At 40.8% G+C, this 26,419-nt stretch carries 19 protein-coding genes and 1 tRNA gene; 9 read left to right on the forward strand and 11 right to left on the reverse strand.

What is annotated here, in order from left to right; all coding sequences use genetic code 11:
• Window positions 1–20: 20 nt before the first annotated feature.
• The 5 genes from cutA to IQ264_RS01840 all read right to left on the reverse strand — a co-directional run bounded on the left by cutA (window position 21) and on the right by IQ264_RS01840 (window position 4,668).
• The gene (cutA, locus tag IQ264_RS01820) at window positions 21–350 is read right to left on the reverse strand and encodes a divalent-cation tolerance protein CutA (RefSeq protein ID WP_193978018.1); all 330 of its coding nucleotides are present in this window, start codon (window positions 348–350) and stop codon (window positions 21–23) included.
• On the reverse strand, window positions 343–1,248 hold the full coding sequence (locus tag IQ264_RS01825) for a pentapeptide repeat-containing protein (protein WP_193978020.1): 906 nt from the start codon (window positions 1,246–1,248) through the stop codon (window positions 343–345). The genes cutA and IQ264_RS01825 overlap by 8 nt, the downstream gene beginning before the upstream one ends.
• A gap of 541 nt (window positions 1,249–1,789) precedes the next feature.
• Window positions 1,790–2,755, reverse strand: coding sequence for a transposase (locus tag IQ264_RS01830; RefSeq protein WP_193978022.1), 966 nt, complete (start codon window positions 2,753–2,755; stop codon window positions 1,790–1,792).
• Between the two features lie 14 nt (window positions 2,756–2,769).
• Window positions 2,770–3,864, reverse strand: coding sequence for an SPOR domain-containing protein (locus IQ264_RS01835; protein ID WP_193978024.1), 1,095 nt, complete (start codon window positions 3,862–3,864; stop codon window positions 2,770–2,772).
• A 141-nt stretch (window positions 3,865–4,005) separates the two neighbouring features.
• Window positions 4,006–4,668 (reverse strand): Npun_F0813 family protein, encoded by a 663-nt coding sequence (locus IQ264_RS01840; protein ID WP_193978026.1) that lies wholly within the window; start codon window positions 4,666–4,668, stop codon window positions 4,006–4,008.
• Window positions 4,669–5,074: 406 nt separating this feature from the next.
• Here IQ264_RS01840 and IQ264_RS01845 point away from each other — a divergent pair.
• Window positions 5,075–5,148: transfer RNA gene (locus IQ264_RS01845), tRNA-Arg, on the forward strand.
• Window positions 5,149–5,256: 108 nt separating this feature from the next.
• On the opposite strand, the gene ruvC is transcribed toward IQ264_RS01845, so the two are convergent.
• A complete protein-coding gene (ruvC, locus tag IQ264_RS01850; RefSeq protein WP_193978028.1) occupies window positions 5,257–5,739 on the reverse strand; it encodes a crossover junction endodeoxyribonuclease RuvC in 483 nt (160 codons plus the stop codon).
• A 300-nt stretch (window positions 5,740–6,039) separates the two neighbouring features.
• Here ruvC and IQ264_RS01855 point away from each other — a divergent pair, with 300 nt between their 5' ends.
• Both IQ264_RS01855 and tsaE read left to right on the forward strand, forming a co-directional pair.
• Window positions 6,040–7,443 carry a gluconeogenesis factor YvcK family protein gene (locus tag IQ264_RS01855; RefSeq protein ID WP_193978030.1) on the forward strand — a complete coding sequence of 468 codons (1,404 nt, stop codon included), beginning with the start codon at window positions 6,040–6,042 and terminating at the stop codon, window positions 7,441–7,443.
• Window positions 7,440–7,901 (forward strand): tRNA (adenosine(37)-N6)-threonylcarbamoyltransferase complex ATPase subunit type 1 TsaE, encoded by a 462-nt coding sequence (tsaE, locus tag IQ264_RS01860; protein WP_193978032.1) that lies wholly within the window; start codon window positions 7,440–7,442, stop codon window positions 7,899–7,901. Before IQ264_RS01855 ends, tsaE begins: the two co-directional genes overlap by 4 nt.
• Here tsaE and IQ264_RS01865 read toward each other — a convergent pair whose 3' ends face one another.
• Complete coding sequence (locus IQ264_RS01865; RefSeq protein WP_193978033.1) at window positions 7,902–9,233, reverse strand: dihydroorotase; 1,332 nt, start codon at window positions 9,231–9,233, stop codon at window positions 7,902–7,904. It abuts the gene before it with no gap.
• Window positions 9,234–9,363: 130 nt separating this feature from the next.
• On the opposite strand from IQ264_RS01865, the gene lepB reads away from it, so the two are divergent.
• A complete protein-coding gene (gene lepB / locus IQ264_RS01870; RefSeq protein WP_228061212.1) occupies window positions 9,364–9,993 on the forward strand; it encodes a signal peptidase I in 630 nt (209 codons plus the stop codon).
• A 133-nt stretch (window positions 9,994–10,126) separates the two neighbouring features.
• Here the strand turns inward: lepB and IQ264_RS01875 are convergent, their stop codons facing one another.
• Both IQ264_RS01875 and IQ264_RS01880 read right to left on the reverse strand, forming a co-directional pair.
• A complete protein-coding gene (locus IQ264_RS01875; protein WP_193978035.1) occupies window positions 10,127–11,365 on the reverse strand; it encodes a dihydroorotase in 1,239 nt (412 codons plus the stop codon).
• 203 nt (window positions 11,366–11,568) lie between these two features.
• Entirely contained in the window at window positions 11,569–12,951 is a 1,383-nt protein-coding gene (locus IQ264_RS01880; RefSeq protein WP_193978218.1) for a histidine phosphatase family protein, read from the reverse strand.
• Window positions 12,952–13,262: 311 nt separating this feature from the next.
• Between IQ264_RS01880 and IQ264_RS01885 the strand changes: the two genes are divergently transcribed.
• The 3 genes from IQ264_RS01885 to IQ264_RS01895 all read left to right on the forward strand — a co-directional run bounded on the left by IQ264_RS01885 (window position 13,263) and on the right by IQ264_RS01895 (window position 17,908).
• Window positions 13,263–14,789 (forward strand): CPBP family intramembrane glutamic endopeptidase, encoded by a 1,527-nt coding sequence (locus IQ264_RS01885; RefSeq protein WP_193978037.1) that lies wholly within the window; start codon window positions 13,263–13,265, stop codon window positions 14,787–14,789.
• Window positions 14,790–14,921: 132 nt separating this feature from the next.
• Window positions 14,922–17,330, forward strand: coding sequence for a heavy metal translocating P-type ATPase (locus IQ264_RS01890; protein WP_193978039.1), 2,409 nt, complete (start codon window positions 14,922–14,924; stop codon window positions 17,328–17,330).
• 161 nt (window positions 17,331–17,491) lie between these two features.
• Window positions 17,492–17,908: an FHA domain-containing protein gene (locus tag IQ264_RS01895; RefSeq protein WP_193978041.1), complete on the forward strand. Its 417-nt coding sequence runs from the start codon at window positions 17,492–17,494 to the stop codon at window positions 17,906–17,908.
• 54 nt (window positions 17,909–17,962) lie between these two features.
• On the opposite strand, the gene IQ264_RS01900 is transcribed toward IQ264_RS01895, so the two are convergent.
• Window positions 17,963–18,313, reverse strand: a complete 351-nt coding sequence (locus IQ264_RS01900; RefSeq protein ID WP_322744583.1) for a hypothetical protein — start codon at window positions 18,311–18,313, stop codon at window positions 17,963–17,965.
• A gap of 157 nt (window positions 18,314–18,470) precedes the next feature.
• Between IQ264_RS01900 and tmk the strand changes: the two genes are divergently transcribed.
• Entirely contained in the window at window positions 18,471–19,181 is a 711-nt protein-coding gene (gene tmk / locus IQ264_RS01905) for a dTMP kinase (RefSeq protein WP_193978220.1), read from the forward strand.
• A gap of 273 nt (window positions 19,182–19,454) precedes the next feature.
• Window positions 19,455–20,423 carry a DNA polymerase III subunit delta' gene (locus IQ264_RS01910; RefSeq protein WP_193978043.1) on the forward strand — a complete coding sequence of 323 codons (969 nt, stop codon included), beginning with the start codon at window positions 19,455–19,457 and terminating at the stop codon, window positions 20,421–20,423.
• A gap of 225 nt (window positions 20,424–20,648) precedes the next feature.
• Here the strand turns inward: IQ264_RS01910 and IQ264_RS01915 are convergent, their stop codons facing one another.
• A complete protein-coding gene (locus tag IQ264_RS01915) occupies window positions 20,649–26,126 on the reverse strand; it encodes a trifunctional serine/threonine-protein kinase/ATP-binding protein/sensor histidine kinase (RefSeq protein ID WP_193978045.1) in 5,478 nt (1,825 codons plus the stop codon).
• Window positions 26,127–26,419: the final 293 nt, after the last annotated feature.

Consider the following 26,419-nt stretch of genomic DNA (forward strand, 5'->3'; position numbering starts at 1 on the left):
AATATAAGTTTAATAAAAAACTAAGAGATATTTTCCGAAATCCAAGCCAAATAAGGAGCATATCCCGCAACCAAAGGTAAAGCAATAATTTCGGGAACTTCGTAGGAATGTAAATCTTTAACCTTCGCCGCTAAACTCTCAAACTTCGCCAACTCAGTCTTAATTAAAAGTTGCCATTCTTCCTCTTTATACAACTCACTTTGCCAAGTGTAAATTGATTTAATTGGCACTAAACTAACACAAGCAGCGAGTTTAGACTCTACTAAACTTTGGGCTATCTCTTCTGCTTCAGCTTGAGAAGGTGCAGTCACTAAAACTACACAATATTGAATTTCGGAACTCTTATTCATTACCTACAACTGTTACTGCTTCCACTCCAAAATGTAGCGCAGTTTTGGGTACAGTGAAATAGAAGTTAGTTTTTTTTTGCGGTGCGATCGCATTTTTGGGCCTAGTATCTTTAATATCAGCACCTATCAGTGTTGCTTCCGATAAATCAGCATCCCTTAAATCAGCTTGATTCAACCTCGCCCAGTTTAAATTCGCTTTTTCTAAACAAGCTCCAGCTAAATTTGCTCCCGTTAAATCTGCTCCCCCTAAATTTGCGTTCCGCAAAATTGCTGTACTTAAATCTGTACCAATTAAATTTGCCCCTTCTAAATTTGCCCCGATTAATTTAGCACCACTTAAATTAATACTTGACAAATCTACTCCACTTAAATCTACACCATTCAAAAATGCCTTACTTAAATTAATCCCACTTAAAGAAGAACCATAAAGCATCGCCCCAATTAATCTTGCAGCTTCCAAATTCGCCCAATTTAAATTAGCGCCACTGAGATTCGAGCCTCGTAAATTAATTCCTTGCAAATTAGCACCACAAAGATTTGCACCCCACATATTTACCGATCGAAAATTAGCACCCTTCAAATTAGCACCACTCAACTTTGCCCCTGGTAGCTTAGACTTTACCAAAAAAGCACCACTCAATACAGCTTTAGTTAAATCAGCATCAACTAACTTCGCTTCACCCAATTTAGCAAACTTCAAATTTGCCCAATTTAACAAAGCACCACTCAAATCTGATTTATGCAGCAAAGCATGAGCCAGATTCGCTCCCCTTAAATTTGCCCTCGATAAATTTATCCCTATTAAATTAGCTTTCGTCAAATCAGTTCCGCTCAAATCCACTCCAGCAAAATTTCTTTTTCCTTGTTCATAAAGCTCTAATAAAGTAGTAACTTCCATAATGATTTTGCCCCTTTCTCTTTAGCTATTGAAATGATTTAAAATTCAGGATTACCAAAAAAAGTTATAACTAATTACACCAATTAATAGAGCATTTAACAGGGAAACCGTAAATTACAGCAAGAAGGCAGAACAAGTGAATGAAATAAAGCTTGTACAGTCAGATGCCTTTTAAAATTGATTGGTTATGTCTGCCGCACTGCATTACTTTTTTAGTATTAAAGATGCCTGACACAGATACAACTTAGCTTTATCCAAAAATAAAAAGACAAAACTAATATAATTTTTAACTTGCTATTAATTACAAATTTTACTCTTTAATTTTTGCTTTGTTATACCTAAAAATAAATAGTGTTACAAATATTTTCAAAATTTCATTTATAGTAATCACCAAAATGTAACGAATATTATTAATTGCTAAAAAGAATGCTTTTATTTTCTTGCCTTTTGTCCTCTACACTTATGCTAAAATCAAAGCTGCCTTGAGCGCGAACCAAAATTACCCAAAGCAGCTAAATTTCAGACAAACTCTGTTTTGAGTTTAATTTGACGACAAAGAATAAACTTGACCATCTATTAGTAAGCGGGTAATTCCCTTCGCTTTCAAATAATGGCTAGCTTTTTGCAGCATTCTACCATCGGGAACCTTAATCACCCGTTGATTCCGGTTAGAAAAACGTCTAGCGATGCGATGATTATCAAACACAGGCAGAGTTCTTTGTTGAATTTCGTCTTTAGGAATTTGACCCAAATCACCAAAATCCCTTAAAGGTCGTGTAATTAATTCTGCTGCCCGGTCTACCACCAAGTAACATGGTCTAGGGAAAGAAGCTTCCGAGAGAGGTAAAACCTGAATCAAAGTGCCTATCTGCACTCTTCTTCTTGGAGTGAGAAATGCTTCATCATTGTCATCATCGTCATCATCTAAATCTTCATCGTCTAAATCTTCATCATCTTCATCTTCCAAATCTTCTTCGCCATCGAGCAAATCTTCGCCCAACATTTCCCCAATAGTGCTGACATCAGCATCGTATGCTTCATCAAGCAGTTCATCATTTGTCTCTGCTGCTAGCGTATCTTCCTCGAATTTTGCTTGTGGAGGAGCAGGTTCTTTTGTCAATTCTTCTACTTCATTCACAGGTGACGCAACAGCAGAAGAACGCTTTCTAGAGCGTCTGGCAGAACTTACCTCTAATTCTGGGAAGACTTCTGGTTCTTTTTCTTTAACAACCTTTTTTGGTTGAGATACCAATGGTTTGGGTTTTTCTGGTTCTGGTTCTTCTATTATTTCCGGTTCAGCGACATCAGCAACATTTTGTCCGCGAGACGATCGCTTTTGCTGAATCAAAACTTCATATTCATCAGGCAACAAAGTGCTTTTCAGCAACCGACTAATTGTAGAGTGACTAACACCATACCGCACAGCCAGAGTAGAAGTTGTCTCCTCCGGGTTGTAATACAGTTTAAGAATTTCCGACTTATCTTTTTCAGTTAATTTTTTAGCCATTATACTTTACTTCCCTAACCCCTTTTACGCGCCCCAGAACGCCGAGAACGGCTTGATGTCGATGTGTCATACTCTAAGGCAGCGCCAATTGCAAACAACACTCCACTGAACACCCAAAAAACCTCTGGCAGAGAACCACTTTGATAATCTGGCTGTTTTTCTGCCCATTTAAACCACATATCTGCAATGTACAGACATAAAGCTGCTGCCGCAATCATCCGCCAAGACTGAGAAAAACGTCCTCCCCAGAAAGCTAATAGTAGCATTGTGGCGATGATTAATAAGAGAACATCTGCCACTACATAAAATAGACCTACTGGCGTAGCGAAAGGTTTAAGTTGTTCATCGATCGCGACAATCCAAGGTGGTACTGATGTAGTTGCTTCTGTAGCTGCTGGTGTCACAGTAGGCTTAGCAACTGGTTTTGGTGATGCAGCTGGCGTGACTGTGGCAGGTGTGGCAGTTGGTTTAACCTCTGGGGTTTTGGCAGCTGGGGGTTTGGCAGCGGGTGGTGCAACTGCGGGCGAAGGAGAAGCTTGAGCAACCAAAGCGACGTTATTGCTAGAAGGTAAGATAGCAGCTTGAGCAGCTGAGCCTCCCAAGGTAGTCACCCAATAAGCTAAGGCTATACCAATAGCTGCGATCCCCACTACAATTGCCCATTGCCATTTCTCCAAGTTCAACCTGCGAGATATTACTGCCTGAATCATGCCCCAAGCCAGAGCAATATAAGTACCGATGAAAAACAAATCTCCTAAAGAAACATCAGGCTCAAGTTTCCAAACTAATTCCCAAAAACCAAATAAAAAGTTGCCCAAAAAATAGAACAGCATCCCCAAACCAATTCCCAGCCAGACTTGACGACCGCTGACAATTTGAGGACTGCGCCAGTTTCTAAAGCAGAGTATGGCTGCAAATAAGTAAGCCACCTGTTCAAAAATATAAGTGCCGATTAAATACCATTTCGGACGCTCCTCCCCTGGTGGTGTAATACTAAACAGTAAAAAGAACAACAGCGCCAGAACAGCCCAAACAATGCCAGCGATGACGATCGTTTTCACTGAAAACAGGGGTTTAGGACTAGACGATTTATCCGAAATGTTGCTCATAGCGGTTCACAAAATAGCTGGGAGATGGAAAGCACAACCTGAATCAACTTTGAGAGTATTGCACTCAACAGATTACTACTAAACAGCACATTGATTAATGCCCACATAAGCCATAGTAACTTTGATGGCGCATTTCATCAGCTATTGCCACAAATTACCGACAACCGGAGTTTGATTCAGCCAACTGACAAACAGACTGCGCTCAGGAGGTTGCAAGTCCTCTAGGGCATCGATAGCACGGCTAACAAAACTAGTATTCCCAAAACATTCTTTACCAAGACGATGCAATTCTCGCAAGAGGGTAATTAAATGATGTTCTTCCCAAGCGGGGAGTTGGTTAGTACTCAACGGATCGATTGACAGCAAGTGATTTACTGCTGCTGCTGAATCAGTCTGGGGAAAGCGCCACTGCTGAAAAACCTCAATGAGATTCTTTTCAAATAATCCTGCTTGCTTGTTACCTAAAATATCCTCAATGTCTATACTTACCGCTTGGAGCAGCAAAAGACAAGCTTGAGTAAGGGTCGTCGTTTTAGCATCACCAGCACCATCTGTGCCTAGTTGATCTAGGCGAATTTTGCCCCAAACACTGAATCTTTCCGTTTCTTCCAATAACACACAGGCTTTGCCTCGGTTATCTGTTAGATCTCGCCAAAAGGCTTTAGCTTCTTCCTCTTGATTGGCTCTAAAGACGCTAATGAGGCGAAAGGTTTGCCCTTGGTAATTCAGAATCGGAATTGGCTGATCCCGTTTGGGGTGCTGAATGCTAGTTATTTCAACATCCTGCCGTTTCAAAATAAACATGACACTGGCAATTGACTCCTGTCAGAACCGGGGGTGCAGCAAGTGAGAACCTTAACCTCCCAGAGACTAGCTTTAAATGCAGAATGCTGGTGTTACAGGTGCGGCTACTGCTGGCGATCGCAACTTACACACTATCCTATCTAACACTTTTTGGTGCCATAGATAGATAGATTCTTGCGCCTTTCCCCCTCAAAACCAGAAGAAGTGCAAGTATCCTTGCCTCTAGTTCTCGGATCTTTAATTCTTACTTGCTTTGTGATGACAGTCTAGATGATTTTGACTATCTGTTGCTTATTATGCCCAATAACTCTGTTTACCCTGCTAAGCTGCTCCGAATTTTAGTTAAATTTTCGGTTCGACCAGACAAATACCAAGAATTTTTGATAATATAAGCAAGCGTATACTTGGGCGCGTAACTCAGCTGGATAGAGTAGCAGCCTTCTAAGCTGCGAGTCACAGGTTCGAGTCCTGTCGCGCCCGTTGTCTATCAGGTGCAAAGTCTTTGCTTAAGACTAACAAGGGGACTTTTGGGACAAGGGGACTGTTGAGAATTTTTAACTTTTGTCTTCTGCTTTCTACCTTTCCCTGTTAATCTCCGTTAAACCAAGCAGTAATGGCTAAAGCTAGTCCATCGGCAGCATCATCGGGTTTAGGAATATAATCTAAATTCAATTCCCTAGCTACTGCTTGTTGGACATCAAATTTATCTGCATTTCCCATTCCGGTTAATGCTTGTTTAACTTGTGCGGGAGTGAATTCAACTATGGGTAATTTATGTTGCGCTAATACTAAAGTTAGTACACCTCTGGCTTGGGCAACTGCGATCGTATTTGCCATGCGATAAAAAAATAATTTTTCGATCGCTACTAAATCTGGTTCTAACTGTTCAATAATTGTATTCAAATCTTCATAAATTGTGCAGAGTCTTTCGCCAATCGGAGCCTTAGCCGAAGTTTTAATTACCCCAAAATCTACTAATTTTACAGGTATTTGCAGCATTTTTTCACAAACAATTACCCCAAATCCTACTACGGCTAATCCCGGATCTAATCCTAAAATTCTCTGCTGCATACAAAATTTTATCCTAGTTTTAAATAAATCAACAAAAATTTTATATGATAATTAGTAAAATCATGAAATACTATATGCTAAATCCTGTATCTTCCGAGATATAACTAAGGAAATTGTTGAATAGGGTGGCAACCTGCCGAAATTGTATAGGGGTTGACAGTTGCTTAATAGGTGACTTTTCTGGTACAAGTACCTAGACAAATATATTGGAGACCCGAAATATTTCTATTTCAGAGTGAAAGATTTTTACTATACACTCCTCTGACATACCTTTCCTAATTCCTTATTTCTGAATCAGTCATGTCAATCGGTTTATTCAAACAAGCACTGCTTTTCCTGTCGAATGAATCCCGCAGTCGTACACCTGAGCGGTTTAACAGGCAATTTAACAGGTGGTTTAAATGGTTGGCTCCGGGTTTGTTGGTGAAACGCTGGTTATTAATTAGTGTTGGCGGTGTTTTACTAACAACTTTGGGTTTGGCGATTTGGGTAAAGCTGACTCCTATTAACCGTTTGATTCAGCTAGTTAACGATGTTTTAGAGAAGATTACCACGATCGTTCCTAATTATATTAGTGGGCCATTGGTGATTGCTGGCGGTTTGTTGTTGATTTTTTGGGGACATACTCGCAGTTTAAATTCGATTACGGAAGTCCTGAAGCCGAGTGGAGATGAAGAACTAATTGATGTGTTGCTTACCCACCGGAAGCTCAATCGTGGGCCAAAAATTGTGGCGATTGGTGGTGGTACGGGACTTTCAACTTTGTTACGAGGTTTAAAGGCTTACAGCGCAAATATTACTGCCATTGTCACGGTAGCTGATGATGGCGGTTCTTCGGGACGTTTACGGCGCGAAATCGGGGTTTTACCCCCTGGCGATATTCGCAACTGCTTAACTGCTTTGGCAGATGAGGAGAAGTTGTTAACGGAACTGTTTCGCTATCGTTTCAGTGCTGGGGATGGTTTGGTGGGGCATAGTTTTGGTAATTTGTTCCTCACGGCGATGAGTGAAGTTACGGGAGATTTGGAGCGTGCGATCGCAGCGAGTTCTAAAGTATTAGCAGTACGAGGTAGAGTTTTACCTGCTACACTTTCTGATGTTTGTTTGTGGGCAGAGTTAGAAGATGGACGGCGTGTGGAGGGCGAGTCTCATATTACCGAAGCAATGGGTAAAATAGTCAAAATTGGCTGTATTCCTGCAAATCCTCCAGCTTTACCTAAAGCTGTCCAGGCAATCAAAGAAGCTGATTATATTATTATTGGCCCTGGCAGTCTTTATACCAGCATTATTCCTAATTTATTAGTACCAGAAATTGCGGACGCGATCGCGCAACGAAAAGTTCCCCGCATCTATGTTTGTAATATGATGACTCAGCCAGGAGAAACTCAAGGTTACACTGTTGCCGATCATATTAAAGCGATCGATAAAGCTTGTGGTAAACGACTATTTAATGCTGTATTAGTCCAGCGCAAAGTTCCTTCAGCAAAAGCTTTAATTCGCTATGCCCAAGAGGATTCTCACCCAGTTTACTTAGATAGAGAAGCTGTCAATTTATTAGGTCGGCGGATTGTTTTATCTAACATTATGTATGAAGATGAAAAAACTGGTTTAATTCGCCATGATTCAGCACGACTAGCTAGGGTTTTACTCCGTTGGTACAGCCGTGCTCAATCAGAATCAATCATGGGATTGCATAAGTTATGACCTTTAAATTACAGGAAGTTTTGCTAGCAAATGCCCAAGAAACTGATCGGCTAGGAATTAAATTAGGGCGCAATCTACCTGCTGGTACGGTAATTCTATTGTCAGGTGATTTAGGTGCTGGCAAAACTACTTTAGTGCAAGGCATCGGTGCAGGTTTAGGAATTTCCGATCCCATAGTTAGTCCTACTTTTACTTTAATTAATGAGTATCACGAAGGACGTTTGCCTCTGTACCATTTTGATTTATATCGTTTGTCACCCAAAGAAGTAGAAGCATTAAATTTGGAAAACTATTGGGAAGGAGTCGAGTTTACTTTAGGAATTGTGGCAATTGAATGGGCGGAAAAACTGACTTATATGCCGGACAATTACCTGCAAATTCAATTGCTTTATACTTCTAACGAGCAACGTTTGGCTAAACTGATGTCTATGGGAGAGTTAAGGTTAGATTTGAGCTAACTAAGCATCAAATCTTAAGACTTTACCCCTGATTTCTGTAAATAGCTTTCCTCTTTCATAAACTACATTTCCTCCGACAATAGTTATAACAGGCCATCCAGTTAATTGCCAACCTTCAAAGGGACTCCAACCGCATTTTGTTTGTAATTCTTCGCGCAAAACAGGGCGGTAATTATCTAAGTCTACCAACACTAAATCGGCATCGTAACCAGGAGCGATCGCACCTTTATTAGGAATCTTATAAGCTTTAGCAACCGCCGTAGACATCCAGTTAGCAACTTGGGCGATTGTACATTTTCCCTGCATCGCTTGAGTTAACATTACTGGCAAGGAAGTTTCTACCCCAGGCATCCCTGATGGCGTATTTGGGTAGCCTTTGGCCTTTTCTTCTAAAGTGTGAGGCGCATGATCTGTAGCGATAAAATCAATCACACCATCGAGTAAAGCTTGCCAGAGAATTTCGTTGTCTTTTGGCGATCGTAAAGGTGGATTCATCTGCGCCAAAGTGCCAATTTTCTGATAAGCTTCTGTATTAAGGACTAAATGTTGTGGGGTAACTTCCGCTGTTACCCAACTCGGTTTATCTTCACGCAACAATTGGGCTTCATCCCCAGTGGAAAGATGCAGAATATGTAACCGTCTTTGGTACTTTTTAGAAAGTTTTAAAGCCAACTGAGTCGCTAACAGCGCCGCTTGGTTATCTTGAATTTGAGAATGGATAGCAGGATCAGTTATACCAGCAAACTCTTGTTTTCTTTGGTTGATTCTAGCCTGGTCTTCCGCATGAACCGCAATTAATCGTTTGCCGTGAGCAAAAATAGCTTCTAAAGCGGTTTCTGCGTCTACTAATAACTGACCGTGCATTGACCCCATAAAAATTTTAATCCCTGGAGTCGGGTTAGCGGTTAACAAATCTGGTAAATTCTCGGCTGTCGCCCCAATGAAAAAGCCATAATTGACTAAGCATTTCTTGGCGGCGCGTTGCAGTTTATCATCTAACGTTGCCTGAGTCGTGGTTAAAGGGCGAGTGTTGGGCATTTCCAGAAACGAAGTTACCCCACCTTTAGCACAAGCACAGCTAGCCGTAAATAAATCTTCTTTGTATTCTAGTCCTGGTTCGCGGAAGTGTACTTGCGGGTCGATCACCCCTGGCAACAAAGTCAAACCAGCCGCGTCGATGATCTTAACGGTAGTTTCATCTATATTGGTGCTAAGATCCGATGCAACCTGGGCAATTTGTCCATCTGAGATTGTTACATCTCCCACCAGAAACTCGCCAGTAGGTAAAAGTATTCTGGCTTGTCGAATTAATAGGTTAGTAGCAGAAGACATGGCAAGAATTAAATTAAAGTAGATGTAGAAGGTAAAACTTTGCAGAGCAGTATACTCTGAGAGTATATCTGACTAAAGCTCAATTGAGCTAAAACTATTTCTCCCTGTTCGTTTAATTGATTAAATATCTATGCCTGAAATTCAGAATCAAAATCCTGAAAAAAATCTGCAACAAAAATATGACAATGCCTGGTTAGAGGTATTAAAGACCATTTTACTAAGTGGTATTTTAGCTATTGGGATTCGTACTGTTGTTGCTGAAGCCCGTTATATTCCTTCGGGCTCAATGTTAGAAACTCTACAAATTAACGATCGCTTAATTGTTGATAAGCTAAGTTATAATTTTAGCAATCCTCAGCGTGGTGATATTGTTGTTTTCAACCCGACTCAAGCCCTAGAAAAGCAAAATTTTCATGATGCGTTTATTAAACGAGTAATCGGTTTACCTGGTGAAAAGGTAGAACTAAAAAATGGCAAAGTATACATTAATGGTAAGGTTTTACAAGAAAAATACACCAATGGACAACCAACAAGTACAGATGTTTGTCCTATGGGAGAACCACCTTTTTTGGCAAAACCAGTAGTTGTACCTCCTAATTCTTATTTGGTTTTGGGTGATAACCGGAGGAATAGTTATGATGGTCGTTGCTGGGGTTTAGTGCCAAGAGATCGGATTATTGGTAAAGCTTCAGTGCGTTTTTGGCCTTTAAATCATGTCGGGGCGATCGATCAAGAACCTCTCTACCCAACGACGAAGTAAGGCAGAGGAACAAGGGGACAAGGAGACAAGGGGACAAGGGGACAAGGAGAAGTTTATTAACTTAACATTGTCTCCCTAATTCAAAACTCAAAACTCAAAACTCAAAACTTTCCCCTGCCTTCTGCCTTCAAAATTAACACCAAGTTTGTACAATTCTTCCGGTTAATTCTTTGCCTAACCAAGGGGTATTTGCAGAGAGGGAACAAAGATTATTAATGTTTACTTGCCAGGTTTCTTGGGGTGAAAAAAGAGTTAATTCAGCGGGGGAACCTGGGTTAATTGTAGGGGGAGTTTGCTGTAAACATTCTGCTGGGCGAGTGCTCAAAAGTCGCCACAGTTCTAAAGGGGAAAATTCGCCAGTTGCTACTAAGTTTTGCCAGAGTAAGGGTAAAGCTAATTCTAAACCAATTGCACCGGGAGGCGCTTCTGAAAAAGCGACGGTTTTTTCTTCATAAGTGTAGGGAGTGTGATCGATCGCGATCGCATCAATTATCCCCTGCTTGATTCCCCGTCGCAAGGCTAAACGGTCATTTGGCGTACCTAAAGGCGGTTCTAATCTTAATGATGGGTGGTAACTTGCGATCGCTTCTGTATCTAATAATAAGTGCATCCAAGTTGTACTGGCGGTAATGGGCAAACCGCGCGATCGAGCATCCTCAATCAGTTGTACACTACGAGCAGTAGAAACCCGCATAATGTGGACAGGGGTACCCACAGCGGCGACAACTTCCAGCAAAGCAGCGAGGGCGGAAGTTTCTCCGATCGCAGGGTTTCCCGATAGTCCAAAACGAATGGAATCAGCACCTTCTCGCATTACGCCATTGCCTACTAATTCGGGGTAAGATGCCCATAGTGCGATCGGTTTACCTAAAGGCTGAAGATATTCCAAAACTCTTCGCAGCAAAGCCAAATTGACAATAGGTTTGCCATCCGCAAAACCTACCACTCCCGCATCTGCTAATTCTGCCATTTCCGTCATTTGTTGACCTTGAACACCTTGAGTTATTGCGCCCCAAGGAATAAGTCGGGGAGAATTTTTTTGCAGTTTTGCGACAGCGGCGGGGTTATCTATTGGGGGCGAGGTATTAGGGAGAATGGCGAGGCGAGTAAAACCTCCAGAAATAGCAGCTTTTTGTAATGATTCTAAAGTTTCCCGTTCTTCAAATCCAGGTTCGCCGGAATGACTGTAAAGGTCTACTAAACCTGGGCCTAAAATTAAATCATGACAATTCCGCATTTGGATATCAGACGGAAACTCATAAATCTGATTTTCGACAGCTTTAATGTAACCATCGATAATTAAAACATCAGCTGTTTTATCTGTCCCGGAAACTGGGTCTAGTATTCTTACTTGTTGGAGTAATTCATTCATTTGTCATTAGTTATTTGTCATTTATTATTAGACTTCTTGCAAAAGTTCAGAAATCTAGGTTTTTTTAACCACAGATATCCACAGATAAACACAGATGAACACAGATAAATACAGAGATTGTCTATTTTTGCAAGAAGTCTAATGATAAATGACTAATATCCTTTAGCCTTTTTCCCTTTCGTTACTTCTGCCTTCTGCCTTCTCTACAATGCGCCAGCTGCGGTTTTATCTAAAACACCACCACCTAAGTGAGAGGTGATATTCATTGATTGCAGGACTGGTAAAGCGTTTATACCATCAGGATAATCGATGACGGTGACAGCACCATTGCCTTGTTTAAAGTTCCAGAAATTTTCTGGGCCTAAGTTGAATAAATGGGCGAGAATGGCTTTATTAATCGCATCATGAGCAACAACTAAAATTGTTTTTGGTTGTTGGCTGTATTTTACTACTATAGATTGCCAAGCTACGATCGCTCTATCCCACACTTGTTGTAAATTCTCTCCTTCTGGCATTTGCACAGTTTCCGGCGCATTCTGCCATTGTTTCAACAAACCAGGATAACCTTCTTCAATCTCGCTTTCGTACTTACCTTCCCAAAGTCCGTGACTAATTTCTTGTAAATCAGGAAGTAATTCTAACTCTACTTTTGGGTGATATTTCAAGATAATTTCGGCTGTTTCTTTTGGACGCAACATTGGGCTAGTAATAGCCAAATTAATTTCTATATTTTTCAGAAATTCTGCGGCTGCTTTTGATTGTTCTCTACCATTATCGTTCAAAGGAACATCAATTTGACCTTGGAATTTTTTCTGACGATTCCAATCAGTTTCCCCATGTCTGACTAATAATAACCGAGGGCCTTTGTGATTAGGTCGCGGTTTAGGTAAACTTTCTCCTAAATGACTAATCACATTCATGGATTCTATTTGTACCTGTTGAACTCCTTTGCTATTTCCTTCTGTTGCATCAAAGGAGAAATTATCAGGGAAATTCAAAACGCTAACACCACAATTCGACTGTTGAATTGAATGATAGGAAGCTGGGGGAATACCTGTTGCTGTACAAATTAAAGAGCGATTAATCCCATTGTGCGCCACAATCATAATTGTTTGTCCTTGATGGCGCGGTAATATTTCTTGCCAAAATAACTTGGCTTGGTCAAATAAGGCTAGTACCGGGAAATATTCTTCTGTTTCACCTGTTTCTGTTGGTACTAGCATTCGCAATTCATGAGGGCGATGCTTCCAACATTTATAATCTTCGGGAAACTTTTCCTTTACCTCTTCCTTTAACATTCCTTGCCAAAGAGGTAGGTGAATTTCCATCAGATTCTCTTTGACTTCTACTGAAGTTAGATCTAAGGTTTCTAAACAGGAAAAAATAGTTAATGCTGTTTCTTTTGCACGTTGTAAAGGACTACTATAAATTGCAGCAAATTTTAGTCCTTTGAGGGCGCTAGCAACTTGAACGGCAGTAGCACGGCCTTCTTCCGTTAGAATAGACGCATCTAAGCGACCTTGGATTCTTTGTTCTTTGTTGTAGCTGCTTTGCCCGTGACGGACAAGGATAACGCGAGTTGACAGAGTTTTATCCTCCACAAAGGTTTTCGGTGAGGGAGCGGCAGAGCATAATTGTGCCAAGATGATTTTACCTTATGGTTGGACATTTCGATGCTGTTGTTTGTGCGTTCCCGAAGTTTGCGCGTAGCGCGTATCGCCCTTCCAAATTTCCAAAATTAGTGATTAAGGCGATAAAAGTACCCAATAACAACATATTTTAATTGCTAAAATGTACTGGGCAAATTATCGTAGTTGAGAAAATGGGTAATCGATATAATTGCAGATAATGTACAACAAATAAGCTTTAATGGTAAAGGTAAATTGCGGAGAATTAAATGACGCTCAAAAGGTTAATTTTAGGGTTGCTAACGGTTTTTTTAGTTGTGTTTTTCATTGGCCCATCTTTGTTAGGGAGTTGGCAACAGCCACAAATTCAAAGCCGTTTGGAACTCTACCAAACTAATTTACTGTTGCACGCAACCGAATGGCAAGGAGAACCAGGAGAGGAAGCAAATAGTAAATCTTTGCAAGATGCTTTAATTGGTACAGAACCTTTGAAAAATGCTCAAAAGCAATATCAAGAAGCGCGAGAACAAGCAGAGACTAATTTAGCAAAAGCTAAGGCACAAGCGGAAGTTTTACCAGCTAAAACAGAACAACTAGAAACAACGATTACCCAATTAGAAGATTTCATCAATCAAGCAGATTTACGGTTGGGAATTTTACAAGCTAAACAAGGAGAAAGGAAAACTGCTGTTGAGACTTGGCAATCAGTAATTCAAAGATTAGAAGCGAAAAATTCTAATTCTCAATCTTTGAAAATTACTGAGGTTTTGCTGGGTTTGTGGAGTAATCCACCGCAGATTTTACCTAATTCTGAAGCGACAATCAAAAAATCTTTAGATGGCTGGTTTCGCGATCGAGCTTTATCCAAGTTGTACTATTTACAACAAAGAGAAGAGGCTTTAGCTGAATTAGTAGCGGCTGAACAAGAAATGGCTGAACAAGCTGTTTTAAAATTGGCAATTGTGGGCGCTGTACCGACACTAGGGTTGTTAATAGGCGTAGGATTGTTACTTTTCTTGCTAATTCAAAGAGCAATTAAAGGTAAAGATTCTCTATTGGCGCAAAATGGAGATTTAACTTGGTCAACACCTTGGGATGGGGAAATTATTTTACAGGTGTTTGTCGCTGGCTTTTTTCTGATGCAAATTTTGGTGTCTATTCTGGTGTTACCAATAACCGTAAAACTGTTAAATTTTGACACCGCAAATTTTGATTTACGGTCTAAGGCTCTTTTAGTTTTTGTTAATTATCTCCTAGTAGCTGCTGCTGCTTTGTTGGTTTTGTATGTATCCATCAAACCTTTCTTACCTTTACCTGAAGGATGGTTTCGGTTTAAACTGTTAGATAAGTGGTTACTTTGGGGATTTGGTGGCTATTTGGCAGCTTTGCCTTTGGTGATTTTAATTTCCTTAATTAACCAAAGAATTTGGCAGGGACAAGGAGGCAGTAATCCCCTGTTATCTTTAGCATTGGAAGCAAAAGATTTGGTAGCTTTGGCAATATTTTTTGTCACTGCGGCGATCGCAGCCCCGATATTTGAAGAGATCCTATTTCGAGGATTTTTGTTGCCTTCTTTAACTCGTTATTTACCAGTTTGGGGCGCAATTATTGCTAGTAGTTTACTGTTTGCGATCGCGCATCTGAGCCTTTCCGAAGTTCTGCCATTAACAATTTTAGGCATTGTATTAGGTGTAGTGTATAGTCGATCGCGCAATCTCTTGGCACCAATTTTTCTCCACAGTCTTTGGAATAGCGGTACTCTGATTAGTTTGTTTATTTTAGGTGGGGGTATGTAAAAAAGCAAACATATCAACATCTTGGTAGATTAAAAAAGTTGTTGATTTACAACCAATTAGTCTGCCTTTCGCCTAACCTCAAAATAGGTAAACTATTGAAGCGCGTAGGTGTCACAGTAAATTATAAAGTCTATGCAAGTGAAGAGCGAATTAGCGATCGCCAACTCTGACTCGAAATCAGAAACAATTACCCTGGATGTGACAGGGATGAAATGTGCTGGATGCGTCAAAGCTGTAGAAAATCAGCTGACACAACATCCAGACGTAATTTCTGCCTGTGTCAACCTGATTACCGAGGTGGCAGTTTGCGAGGTAAAATCCGGTAAAGTTGAACCATACACTTTAGCCGCTAAGTTGACAGATGCAGGTTTCCCCAGTCAACCGAGAACTTCGGAAAATCAGCTAACCAGTAGTAATTATGTTACTCCAGCCGAACGCCACCGTCAGGCAATAAAATCTTCAATTCGGCAACTGATAATAGCAGCAATTTTGATATTTCTCTCAGGGATTGGTCATTTTACCCGACATTCCCTAATTCCAGGCGAACATTCGACAATTCTCACTTCATTTTGGTTTCACTGGGGACTAGCTACCGCTACCTTATTAGGGCCGGGTCGTTCTATTTTAGTAGATGGGTGGCGCGGACTGCGGCATAATTCCCCCAACATGAATACTTTAGTGGGTTTGGGGGCTTTTACCGCTTATACTGCGAGTACGATCGCGCTACTGTTTCCCCAACTAGGTTGGGAATGCTTTTTTGATGAACCAGTAATGCTGTTAGGCTTTATCTTGTTGGGAAGAACCCTAGAACAACAAGCTAGAGTCAAAGCTGCCTCTGCCTTTGAAGCCTTAGTTTCCCTACAACCTCGGATGGCACGTTTAATTGCCGATCCTAGTGTGGCAGCATTCGGGCAAAATAGCGTGGAAATTCCCGCCGATCAGGTGCGTGTGGGAGAATTTTTACAGGTATTGCCAGGAGAAAAGATTCCTGTCGATGGCGAAGTGGTAGAAGGAAAAACAACGGTAAACGAGTCAATGCTTACCGGAGAAGCCATACCTGTGAGTAAGAAAAAAGGAGATGCTGTCGCTGCGGGGACTTTGAATCAAAGTGGAGCGATCGCCATTCGAGCCACCCGTACAGGTAAGGATACCACCTTAGCGCAAATAGTTAGCTTAGTTGAAACTGCCCAAATTCGCAAAGCACCAGTACAAAGATTAGCCGATACCGTAGCCGGGTACTTCACCTACGGCGTAATCACCATAGCTACACTGACCTTTTTATTTTGGTACTTTGCCGGAACTCGGATTTGGCCTGATGTTTTAGTTAATGGAGCCATGAGTCATGGTACACATCATTTAACACATCAGTTATCACCATTACTGTTGAGTTTAAAATTAGCGATCGCAGTTTTAGTCGTCGCTTGTCCCTGTTCCTTGGGACTAGCCACCCCAACCGCCATTTTAGTCGGTACTGGCATCGGTGCAGAACAGGGATTACTGATTAAAGGAGGAGATGTTTTAGAACGAGTATCTGCATTAGATACGGTAGTTTTCGACAAAACAGGCACCCTCACCAGTGGTTATCCTACCCTTACCGACTGTATTCCCAGCCAAGATTTAGAATCAAACTCGCCTTTAGCTAAATTTTCCCTCCTCCAACTCGCCGCAGCCGCCGAAAGTGGTAGCCGCCATCCTTTAGGTTCCGCCATTAACCAAGCTGCTACTCAAGCTGGTTTATTCATTCCCGCTGCGGAAGACTTTTATACTGAACCTGGACAAGGTGTATCAGCAAGAGTAGAACAGCAGTTAGTGTTAGTCGGAACAGAAACCTGGCTGCAACAGCATGGTGTAACGATCGATCCGAGTCTGACTGAAAAAGCCAGCATTCTAGGAAATGCGGGAAAAACTATCGTTTATGTGGCAGCTGGTAATTGTTTGTTCGGGTTAATTGCTTTTACCGACTCGGTGAGACCTGATGCGGCTAAAGCAGTGGAGGCTTTGAGACAGCTAGGATTGCGAGTTATGATGCTGACAGGAGATCGGCAAAAAGCAGCTTTAGTAGTTGCCGAAAAATTGGGAATTGACGCGGTAGATATTTTAGCGCAAGTGCAACCAGATGGCAAAGCGCAGACTGTGGCTGCTCTCCAAAGTCAAGGTCATCGAGTAGCTATGATTGGTGATGGGATTAATGATGCACCAGCTTTAGCTCAAGCAGATGTGGGTATTGCCATGCACGCCGGAACAGATGTTGCGATCGAAAGTGCTCAAATTATTTTAATGCGCGATGCCGTCATGGATATTGTGGCATCGATTCAACTTTCCCGTGCCACTTTCAACAAAATCCGCCAAAATTTATTTTGGGCACTTGCTTACAACATTTTGGGAATTCCCTTAGCGGCGGGTATTTTGTTACCCAACTTTGGGGTAGTCCTCAATCCGGCTGCTGCTGGTGCCATGATGGCTTTTAGTTCTGTTAGCGTAGTCACTAACTCATTGCTGTTACGTCGCTTACCTCGAAGTCAACAAAAGCCTAACGATTAACTAATAGCAGAAACCATCAAAGTAAAAAGGGTCAAACTCCCAGAAAATTTACAGTTTTTGCGCTTTTTACTTTTGTCTTTGACTGAAACTGATTTAGTTAATTGATTAGGACATTAAAGTGGATGATTGTTTTATAAACTCGTTGCAGGAAAGGTTTTTCAATGGCAAAATCAAACGGTAAATACCTTTTAATGGTGGAAGATGATAAGGGGCGTAAAGAGTTTATCCTCACTAAGCCTGCTTATTCGATCGGTCGAGATCCAGAGTGTAATATTCGGTTATACTCCCAGTTCGTTTCTCGTCGTCATGCCACTTTAGTTCAGTTACCCAACAAAGATGGCAGTTATTACTACAGGATTATGGATGGAGATGCCACAGGTAAAGCTAGTGCCAATGGTTTGATTATTAATGGTCGGAGAACAGCTGCTCACGATCTCAAAGATGAAGATGAGGTGGTCTTCGGTCCAGGTGTAAAAGCGACTTATTATCAGTTGAAGCCAGACACTACTGTACCCACAGGACCGCTTGAAGACCCTTATGACATTACGTTGATTAATCCTGCTAGTTTTGATGAATGATGCCGATCGATTCCATTGGATAAACTTATATAAAGTGTCCAAAAGCTTAGGTAGCTATCCAGCTACAGGTTCAGTTATTTGCCAACTGCGATAGCCAACAAGTGCCTGACTTACCAACTGAAACATTTGATAGCAGTGGTTATCAACTTGCAACGGTAATTCTTCGTTTTTGACCACCAAAGTCATTTTAGTTTCTTTCTCAGTTGAAGTAGTGCGGTCAATCAGGATTTCAACGCTGGCAAGCTTGGAAAACGAAACTTTACCAGGCGTTTCCCTGGCCATAATATATTCCCCTGTGTTGTAGGTGATTTCTAATGGACAGGATTTTAAAACTTCTACCACCAATTCACCAATGCGTGGGAAGGGAAGGCCAACTGTATAGGAGCTAGTGTAACGAGCCATCATTCCTCCGGCTTTTGTTCTAAGACCCTCTTATAATACCTAACCTTTGCGGAGATCAAAGATATGTTTTGACTCTCTTTTGCCAAGATTGTTATTTTGCTAGGACTGTCTTTAAATTATGTTCACATTCAGCAATTTGGGTCAAGGAAATCAGCAGGAGATGGCAAAAGTTTCCCAGTTTTCACGGGGTAATTCTGGGCAGTCTGGCAAATTGATTGTCTTTGAAGGAGTAGAGGGTTGTGGTAAAACTACTCAGTTGCTGCGTTTACGTGATTGGTTAACCGAAAGTGGTTGGGTGCAATTTCTTAGAGAGCAGATTCAGGCTGAACCAGTAATGGTAACGCGGGAACCGGGTGGGACAAATTTGGGTTTGGAGTTGCGGCGATTGTTGCTAGAACGAGGTAAAGAAACGACGATTCAGGAGAGAGCGGAATTGTTGTTGTATGCTGCGGATAGAACTCAGCACGTTGAGGAGTTGTTAAAGCCGAATTTGCTTAAGGGTGTGGTGATTTTATGCGATCGCTTTACCGATTCTACGATCGCCTATCAAGGTTATGGTCGCGGACTTAATCAATCCTTAATTTCTCAGCTTAACAATATAGCTACAAATGGTTTAGAAAGCGACTTAACTGTTTGGCTAGATCTTGATGTCGAAATTGGTTTAGCACGCAAGCGCAAACAAGGGGAAATCACCTTAATGGAAGAAGCTGATTTAGCTTTTCACCACCGAGTACAACAAGGTTTCACCGAATTAGCAAAAGCTCATCCCCAGCGAATCGTCAAGATAGATGCCAACCAAAATCAAGAATTAATAGCTGAACAAATCCAAAAGATTGTAAATGAAAGATTAACTCAATGGTACAACCCTTAAATATTACATTTTATAATTAAGTTCGTAGTAGCGACTTCAGTCGTTCCTCGCCTGAATAACAGGACTAAAGTCCTCACAACGAACCAAATTTATTACATTAAGTTCGTAGTAGCGACTTCAGTCGTTCCTCGCCTGAATAACAGGACTAAAGTCCTCACAACGAACCAAATTTATTACATTAAGCTCGTAGTAGCGACTTCAGTCGTTCCTTACCGCAATAACAGGACTAAAGTCCTCACAACGAACCTGGTTTTTTACGAGTGATTTATTTGAATGGAATTTTTTCAACAAGTTATTGGTCAAGAAAAAGCAGTAGAATTCCTCAAACAAGCAGTAGCCAAAAACCGCATTGCTCCCGCTTATTTATTTGCTGGTTCTGATGGCATTGGACGCAGTTTAACAGCTAGTTGTTTTATTGAATTAATATTTTCCAATTCCCTACCTCCAGACAAAAGAGACGAAAAGAGTAAGGCAATCAAAAAACGGATTCAATTAAAAAATCACCCCGATTTACTTTGGGTAGAACCCACTTATTTACATAATGGTGTCAGAATTTCCGCAGCAGAAGCAGCTGAAAAAGGGGTGAAACGCAAAGCACCACCCCAAATTCGCTTAGAACAAATCCGCGAAGTTTCCCAATTTTTAGGTCGTCCACCTTTAGAAGCATCCCGCAGTTTTGTCGTCATAGAACAAGCCGAAAGTATGGCTGAAGCCGCCGCAAATGGGTTATTAAAAACTTTAGAAGAACCGGGAAAAGCCACAATAATTTTAATTGCTCCAGCAGTTGAGTCTTTGTTACCCACTTTAATTTCCCGGTGTCAAAGAATCCCTTTTTCTCGCTTAAATTTAGCAGCGATGGAACAGGTATTAACTGCAACCGGAAACCAGGAAATTTTACAACATCCAGAAGTTTTAGCTTTAGCAGCAGGAAGTCCGGGAGAAGCAATTTTTGCTTGGCAACAACTACAAGCGATTCCCGAAGAGTTGTTAAATAAAATCAGACAAGTACCGCAAACTTTGCGCCAAGCATTAGATTTAGCCAGAGAAATTGATAAAAACTTAGATACAGAAGCACAACTTTGGTTAGCAGATTATTTACAACAATATTATTGGCAGAGATTTTTTCAACGAGGGATGATTGAAAAGTTAGAAAGAGCGAAAAAGTTATTGCAAAAATATGCTCAACCCAGGTTAGTTTGGGAAGTAACTTTTATGGAAATGAAAGAATTTTTGGTGGCTTAAAATTTATATGCTATCCGTAGGGTGCGTTATAGCAATTCTCTGTAAAATTGCGCTTAATCATTAGCCCCTCCCCGTCTACGGGGAGGGGTTTGGGGTGGGGTTTGATGCAGCGTATCTTCATAGAGAATTGGTATTACTAACGCACCATTCCATGTGAATTTTATAAGTAAGTGGGATGGTGCGTCACACTGGCATTAACGCACCCTACGTATAGTCCTGATACCTTTAATTTCCGGTTATTGGAATCTCGACGATAAATTCGGTTCCTTCGTCTGGTGCAGAAAGACAACGCAAACGACCTTTATGTTTTTCGGTGACTATTTGGTAACTGATGGACAATCCCAAACCAGTACCTTTACCTGCTGGTTTAGTGGTAAAGAAGGGTTTAAATAAACGTTGTTGGATATTGGGTGTCATACCCGCTCCGTTATCTTTAATCCGAATCACGGCGAAGGATGAGGGATTAAGGGAACAGTCTTCTTGTTTGACTAATTCTGTGGAAATCCAAATCTGTTTTTCGCTGACTTTTCTGCTTTCTTCCATTGAGTCGATCGCATTTGCTAACAAATTCATAAATACCTGATTCATTTGTCCGGCGTAGCACTCGACTAAGGGCAAATCTCCGTATTTTTTCACAATATTAATTGCTTTGAGTTCTCCTTTCCCTTTCAAGCGATGGTTGAGAATAGTTAGCGTGCTATCTATACCTTCGTGGAGATTAGCAGGTTTAGCACCTACTTCGTCTACCCGTGAGAAGTTGCGTAAAGATTGCATAATATCTCTAATGCGATCGGTTCCCAATTTCATCGAAGACAGCATTTTCGGCAAGTCTTCCAACAGATATTCCAAATCAATTTCTTCGACTTTATCTGCAATTTCAGCAACAGGATTGGGATAGTGTTCTTGATAAAGTTCGAGTAGTGCTGCCAAGTCAGAAACGTATTCGTTGGCGTGATGGAGGTTGCCGTTAATGAAGCTAACTGGGTTGTTAACTTCGTGGGCAACACCTGCTACTAATTGCCCCAAACTGGAGATTTTTTCGGTTTGAATTAATTGAGCTTGAGTTTGTTGGAGTTGGTGCAAAGATTGTGCTAATTGTTCGGCTTTTTCTCGCTCTCTGGCAGATAATTCTAATAAAGTTGCGTTCTTGGTTTCTAGTTCTTGGGAATAGGTTTGTAAGCTGGAGTAGAGGCGGGCGTTTTCGATCGCGATCGAAATTTGGGCGCTCAACAAATTTAATACACGCGATCGTTCGGCAGTAAAAGTACCAACGAGTAGGTTATTTTCTAGGTAAAGAATCCCAGAAAGCTTTGCTGAATGAAGCAGAGGCAAGCATAAAATCGATTTAGATTGGTTGGCGGCGATGTAAGGATCGGCGGTAAATTTTGAGGTAAGGGCGGCGTTATCTAAAATCAGGCTTTCTCCGGTTCTTTCTACATAATTAAGGATAGAAATAGGTAAAACTGAAGAATCAGCGATGAGCAATGAATTATGCAAGTTTACTTTAGTAGATGAACCGCTGAATTCATTGCTTTCAATATTTCCCGAAGCTTCAATTATCCACTCTTCCTGGTGTTTAGTGATAAAGCAACCTTGACGAGCCCCAGCATTTTCGATCGCTACTTTTATCAACTTCTCCAACAGGTTGCTGAGGACGATTTCTCCAGACAGGAGAAGAGAAGCTTTCAGCACAGTAGTTAAGTCGAGAATTTGAGCACTTTTTGAAGTTGTTGAATTTGTTTGAGTTAGTTCAAGAATATTGGTGGTTTCTGGCTGTAGCGATCGCAAAATTAACTGAGGATATCTCACATCCAAATCTTTTACTTTTGCAATAGCGCCCCAACGAATATATTTGTAATAAGCTTCTGTCATGTAGGTTTTGGCTACTTGAGTTTTGCCCAAAACAAGATAAAATTCTGCTGCTAGTTCGTTCGCTAACGCTTCTTCTTGGATGTATCCTTGTTCTTTGGCTCCAGCAATAGCGCGATCGTACAATTCCATCGCTTCTAAAATTTGCCCCAATACTCTGGCTTTTTCTGCCTCAATTAAATCGTATTTATGCTGATAATTAGCTGGGCAATGATCCGCCCAATGTTTCATTTTTTCCTGATTGGATTCCACCAAAGCTAAATATTTTTCTTGTTCGCTAGCATCCACTTCTGCATACATTGCTAGCAAAGACAGCGAGTAGTAAAAATTGTGCGTGGCAACAGTCATATAACCCATCACGCAACTTAGCTGTTCGGCAGCTAAGAAGGCATTTTCTAAAGCTTCTGCCCGATTTTTTAAGGTGTAAAGCAGAATCAGTTTAGATAAATAAACAGCAAACAACAACATTCCATTATTCGCTGTTTTCAGTTCTGGCAACCTAACTGATTCATCAAAGTATTTGCCAATTAAACGGTATTTTTCTAAAGAATTACCCAGCAAATTCTGCACTAGTTGTCCCCAAATTCTGGCATAAGCAATGGCAACTTCTCGTTTCAATTGCAGCAGGAAATCGATGTATTTGCTTTGCTTTTGTTCCACACTTTCTAAGTGTTCGCCTACCAAAAATAAATAGGTGCAATAGTTCATCGCGCAATAGCTGCCATACTCCAAATCTCCTATTTCTAAACCGCTTTGTAAACCTTTAATAAACGGTGCGAGGGTTTCTCTAGCGTGTTCTTTCCAAGGTCTAATAAAGGGATTAAAGGTTGTAAAAACTTTGGCTTGAAACTCTTTAGCATTGAATTGTTCTAATAACTTAAGTCCCAGTTGACCTGCATGATATCCTCCCTCGATATCTCCCATCGCCGCACACAAAATCATGCCGTAAAGTGCATAAGGGTAAGGTGCTAATGTGGAATGTCCGCGATCGAGACAAAGTTGAATCATTGTCAGAATAACTAACAGCATGATTTCTGGCTTGGCTTGATAAGCCGCTGGCATAATTGCGATCAAAATTCGCATTGCTGCTAAGTCTTCTGGTGCGGTCATTACTGGCAAATTTTCTATCTCTTCCAGTTGAGGTAATTTGGGAAAAGTTGGTTGAGTGTTGGGAGAAGTGGAGAGAGAAATTCCTAACAAACTGAGAGCTTCAACACCTGTATCGATCGCTTTTAACATCTGATTTTGAGCTATTTCAAACTGCATTTTTAGCTCGTGAATTTTGATGCGATCGAGTAATGTTTCAGCTTTTTCTAAGGCAATTTCAGCTAGATTAGCAGCGCGATCGAAATTGGCGTTCAAAAATTCAGCTTCTACAGTTTCCACAGACAGAGATAGCGTTAAGCGATATTGATTTTCCCAGCTATCTTGTTTTAGCAGTTGTAAACCTCGATTCAAATATTTAACTGCCGCTTCGTAAGCAGTAGCAACTTTGGCTTTTTTTCCGGCAATTAAGTTGAGATTTGCTAATTCCTGTTTCTCCGATTCACAGGTAATTAAATCAACGCCAATATTTAACTGATTGACGATATCAAAAATGTTTTCTTCTAGTAAGGCTTTATTAGTTTTCTCCAAAAGCAACTGACCGATTTTCAGGTGCGTTGTTTGTTTGTCTGCTTCTGGAATTAGGGAGTAGGAAGCTTGCTGGACGCGATCGTGCAAAAACTTGTATCCAATTTTCACATCTTCCAAATTTAGCCAATTTATCGGCTGTTCTTTGTCCACAAATAGGGGGATTTTATAAGCCTGACTCAAGGGCAAAACTAATCCCGACTGAAGCGCCTCCCACAAATCATCAGCAGTAGTTAATAAAGATTGCTCATTAACGATCGCCAAATTTTCTAAACTAAATGTATTGCCGATACAAGCTGCTAATTTGAGTGCTTTTTGCGTTGGAACAGACAGTTTTTGAATATTTCTGGCTACCAATTCAACCACATTATAATCGGTTATTCCAATGGCTTGAATTTTCTCAATATCCCATAGCCAGCGCCCTTCATGAAAATCAAAAGTTATCAGTTTTTCTGCGTACAGGGTTTTAAACAGTTGCGTTAAAAAGAAAGGATTTCCCCCAGTTTTATTAAACAGTAACTCTGCCAATCCAAATACTCGATTTTTCGGAGTTATTGAATTGTCTAAATCGGGAATTTCTTTTAACGTATCGGCTATTAGTAAGGTGACATTGGCAAAATTCAACGGACAAAGGACGATATTACTAACTTTTGCTCCGGCTTTTTCCACTTCCTCCAACGTCAATATTAAAGGATGCGTCGGACTAACTTCGTTATCGCGATATGCCCCAATTACTAACAAATATTGACTGTCAGGATCGGTGGTCAGCAATTGAATAAGTTTCAAAGAAGCTGCATCTGCCCACTGCAAATCATCTAAAAATACCACCAGCGGATGTTCTTGAGTGGCGAACGTACTTAAGAATTGTTTAAACACCCGATTGAAGCGATTTTGCGATTCGGTTGGCCCTAGTTGTGGTACTTCTGGTTGTTTGCCAATAATGAATTCTACTTCAGGAATTACGTCAATAATTACTCGTCCGTTTTCACCTAATGCTGTTTCTAGTTTTTCTTTCCAAATGATAATTTCTTGAGCATTTTCGGCGAACATTTGCCGCAGTAATTCTCCGAATGCTTGGGCGATCGCAGCATAAGGAATATTCCGTTTGAATTGGTCGAATTTGCCAGCGATAAAATATCCCCTCGCGCCAACAATTGGTTTGTGAACTTCATTAACAACTGAAGTTTTCCCAATTCCCGAATAACCGGAAACGAGCATTATTTCGCTGGCACTCGCAGCAACTCTGGCGAAGGCATCCATGAGAGTTGCCACTTCATTTTCGCGTCCGTAAAGTTTTTGCGGAATTAGAAATTGCCCGGATTTATCTAATCTACCAGGGACAAAGTTTTCAATTTTACCTGTACTTTGGAATTGATTTAAACATTCTTCTAAATCTGATTTCAATCCCCAGGCACTTTGATATCTATCTTCGGCATTTTTAGCTAATAATTTCATGACGATCGCTGCCACTGCTTCTGGTACTTCCGACAAGCAACAAACCGATCCTTGACATGGTGGTGCGGGAATTTTAGCGATATGACAGTGTACCAATTCCATCGGATCGGTCGAATTAAAGGGGAGAGTTCCTGTCAGCATTTCATAGAAAGTAACGCCGAGGGAATAAAAATCCGTGCGATAGTCGATCGATCTATTCATTCTGCCAGTTTGTTCTGGCGACATATAGGCGAGAGTGCCTTCTAATAAGTTGAGATTGCTAATCGTCGGGTTTTCTTTATCCAACAGTGAAGAGATACTAAAATCGATCAGTTTGATTTCACAAGATTCAGGATCGATCAGGATATTATGCGGTTTAATATCTTTGTGGATAATGTGGTTTTCGTGCAGTTCTCCCAGCGTTTGGGCGAGATCGATCGCAATTTTCAGAAAATCGATTAAAGTATTTGTTTGGCTAGAGATAAAATCTTTGAGCGTTATGCCGGGAAAATCTTCTAGCACCAGAGCTAAACTGTGCTGATAGTCCTTTAATTCATAAGGTTGAATTACTCCTGCAAGATGGAGGGGCTGCATAATTTTATATTCGTGTCGCAGGCGAGTAATTTCTTCTAAAGTGGGATATTCAGACCTGAGAGTTTTGACGATAACTGAGGTTTTGTCTGTTTCTCGCTGACCTCGATAAATTACTGTTTTCCCTCCAGAATGAACGGTTTCGAGGAGTTGGTAGCCAGGTAATTTTACTGTCATAGTCTTTTACTTTTGGGTTGTGAGGAGTGAATAGATAATTAAATTTGGGATAACGGAAACAACAGACTCAGCATAAAAATTGTGTGGAAAACGGCTACTGATTTATTATTCCGAAAAACCTTATATTGGCGTTAGTAAAGATATTCAAAGTTAAAAACAAAATAGGTTATTTCAGATTTTGGCAACCGTGTAATTACGTAAATTCACTGCTAAAAAGCCTTTCTTTTCAGAGGGAAAAATTATTATTTGAAAATCGCTAATTAAGAGATAAATTCATGATAGTAGGCAGTTGA

Source organism: [Phormidium] sp. LEGE 05292 (genome assembly GCF_015207735.1).
Taxonomy (GTDB): domain Bacteria; phylum Cyanobacteriota; class Cyanobacteriia; order Cyanobacteriales; family Aerosakkonemataceae; genus Floridanema.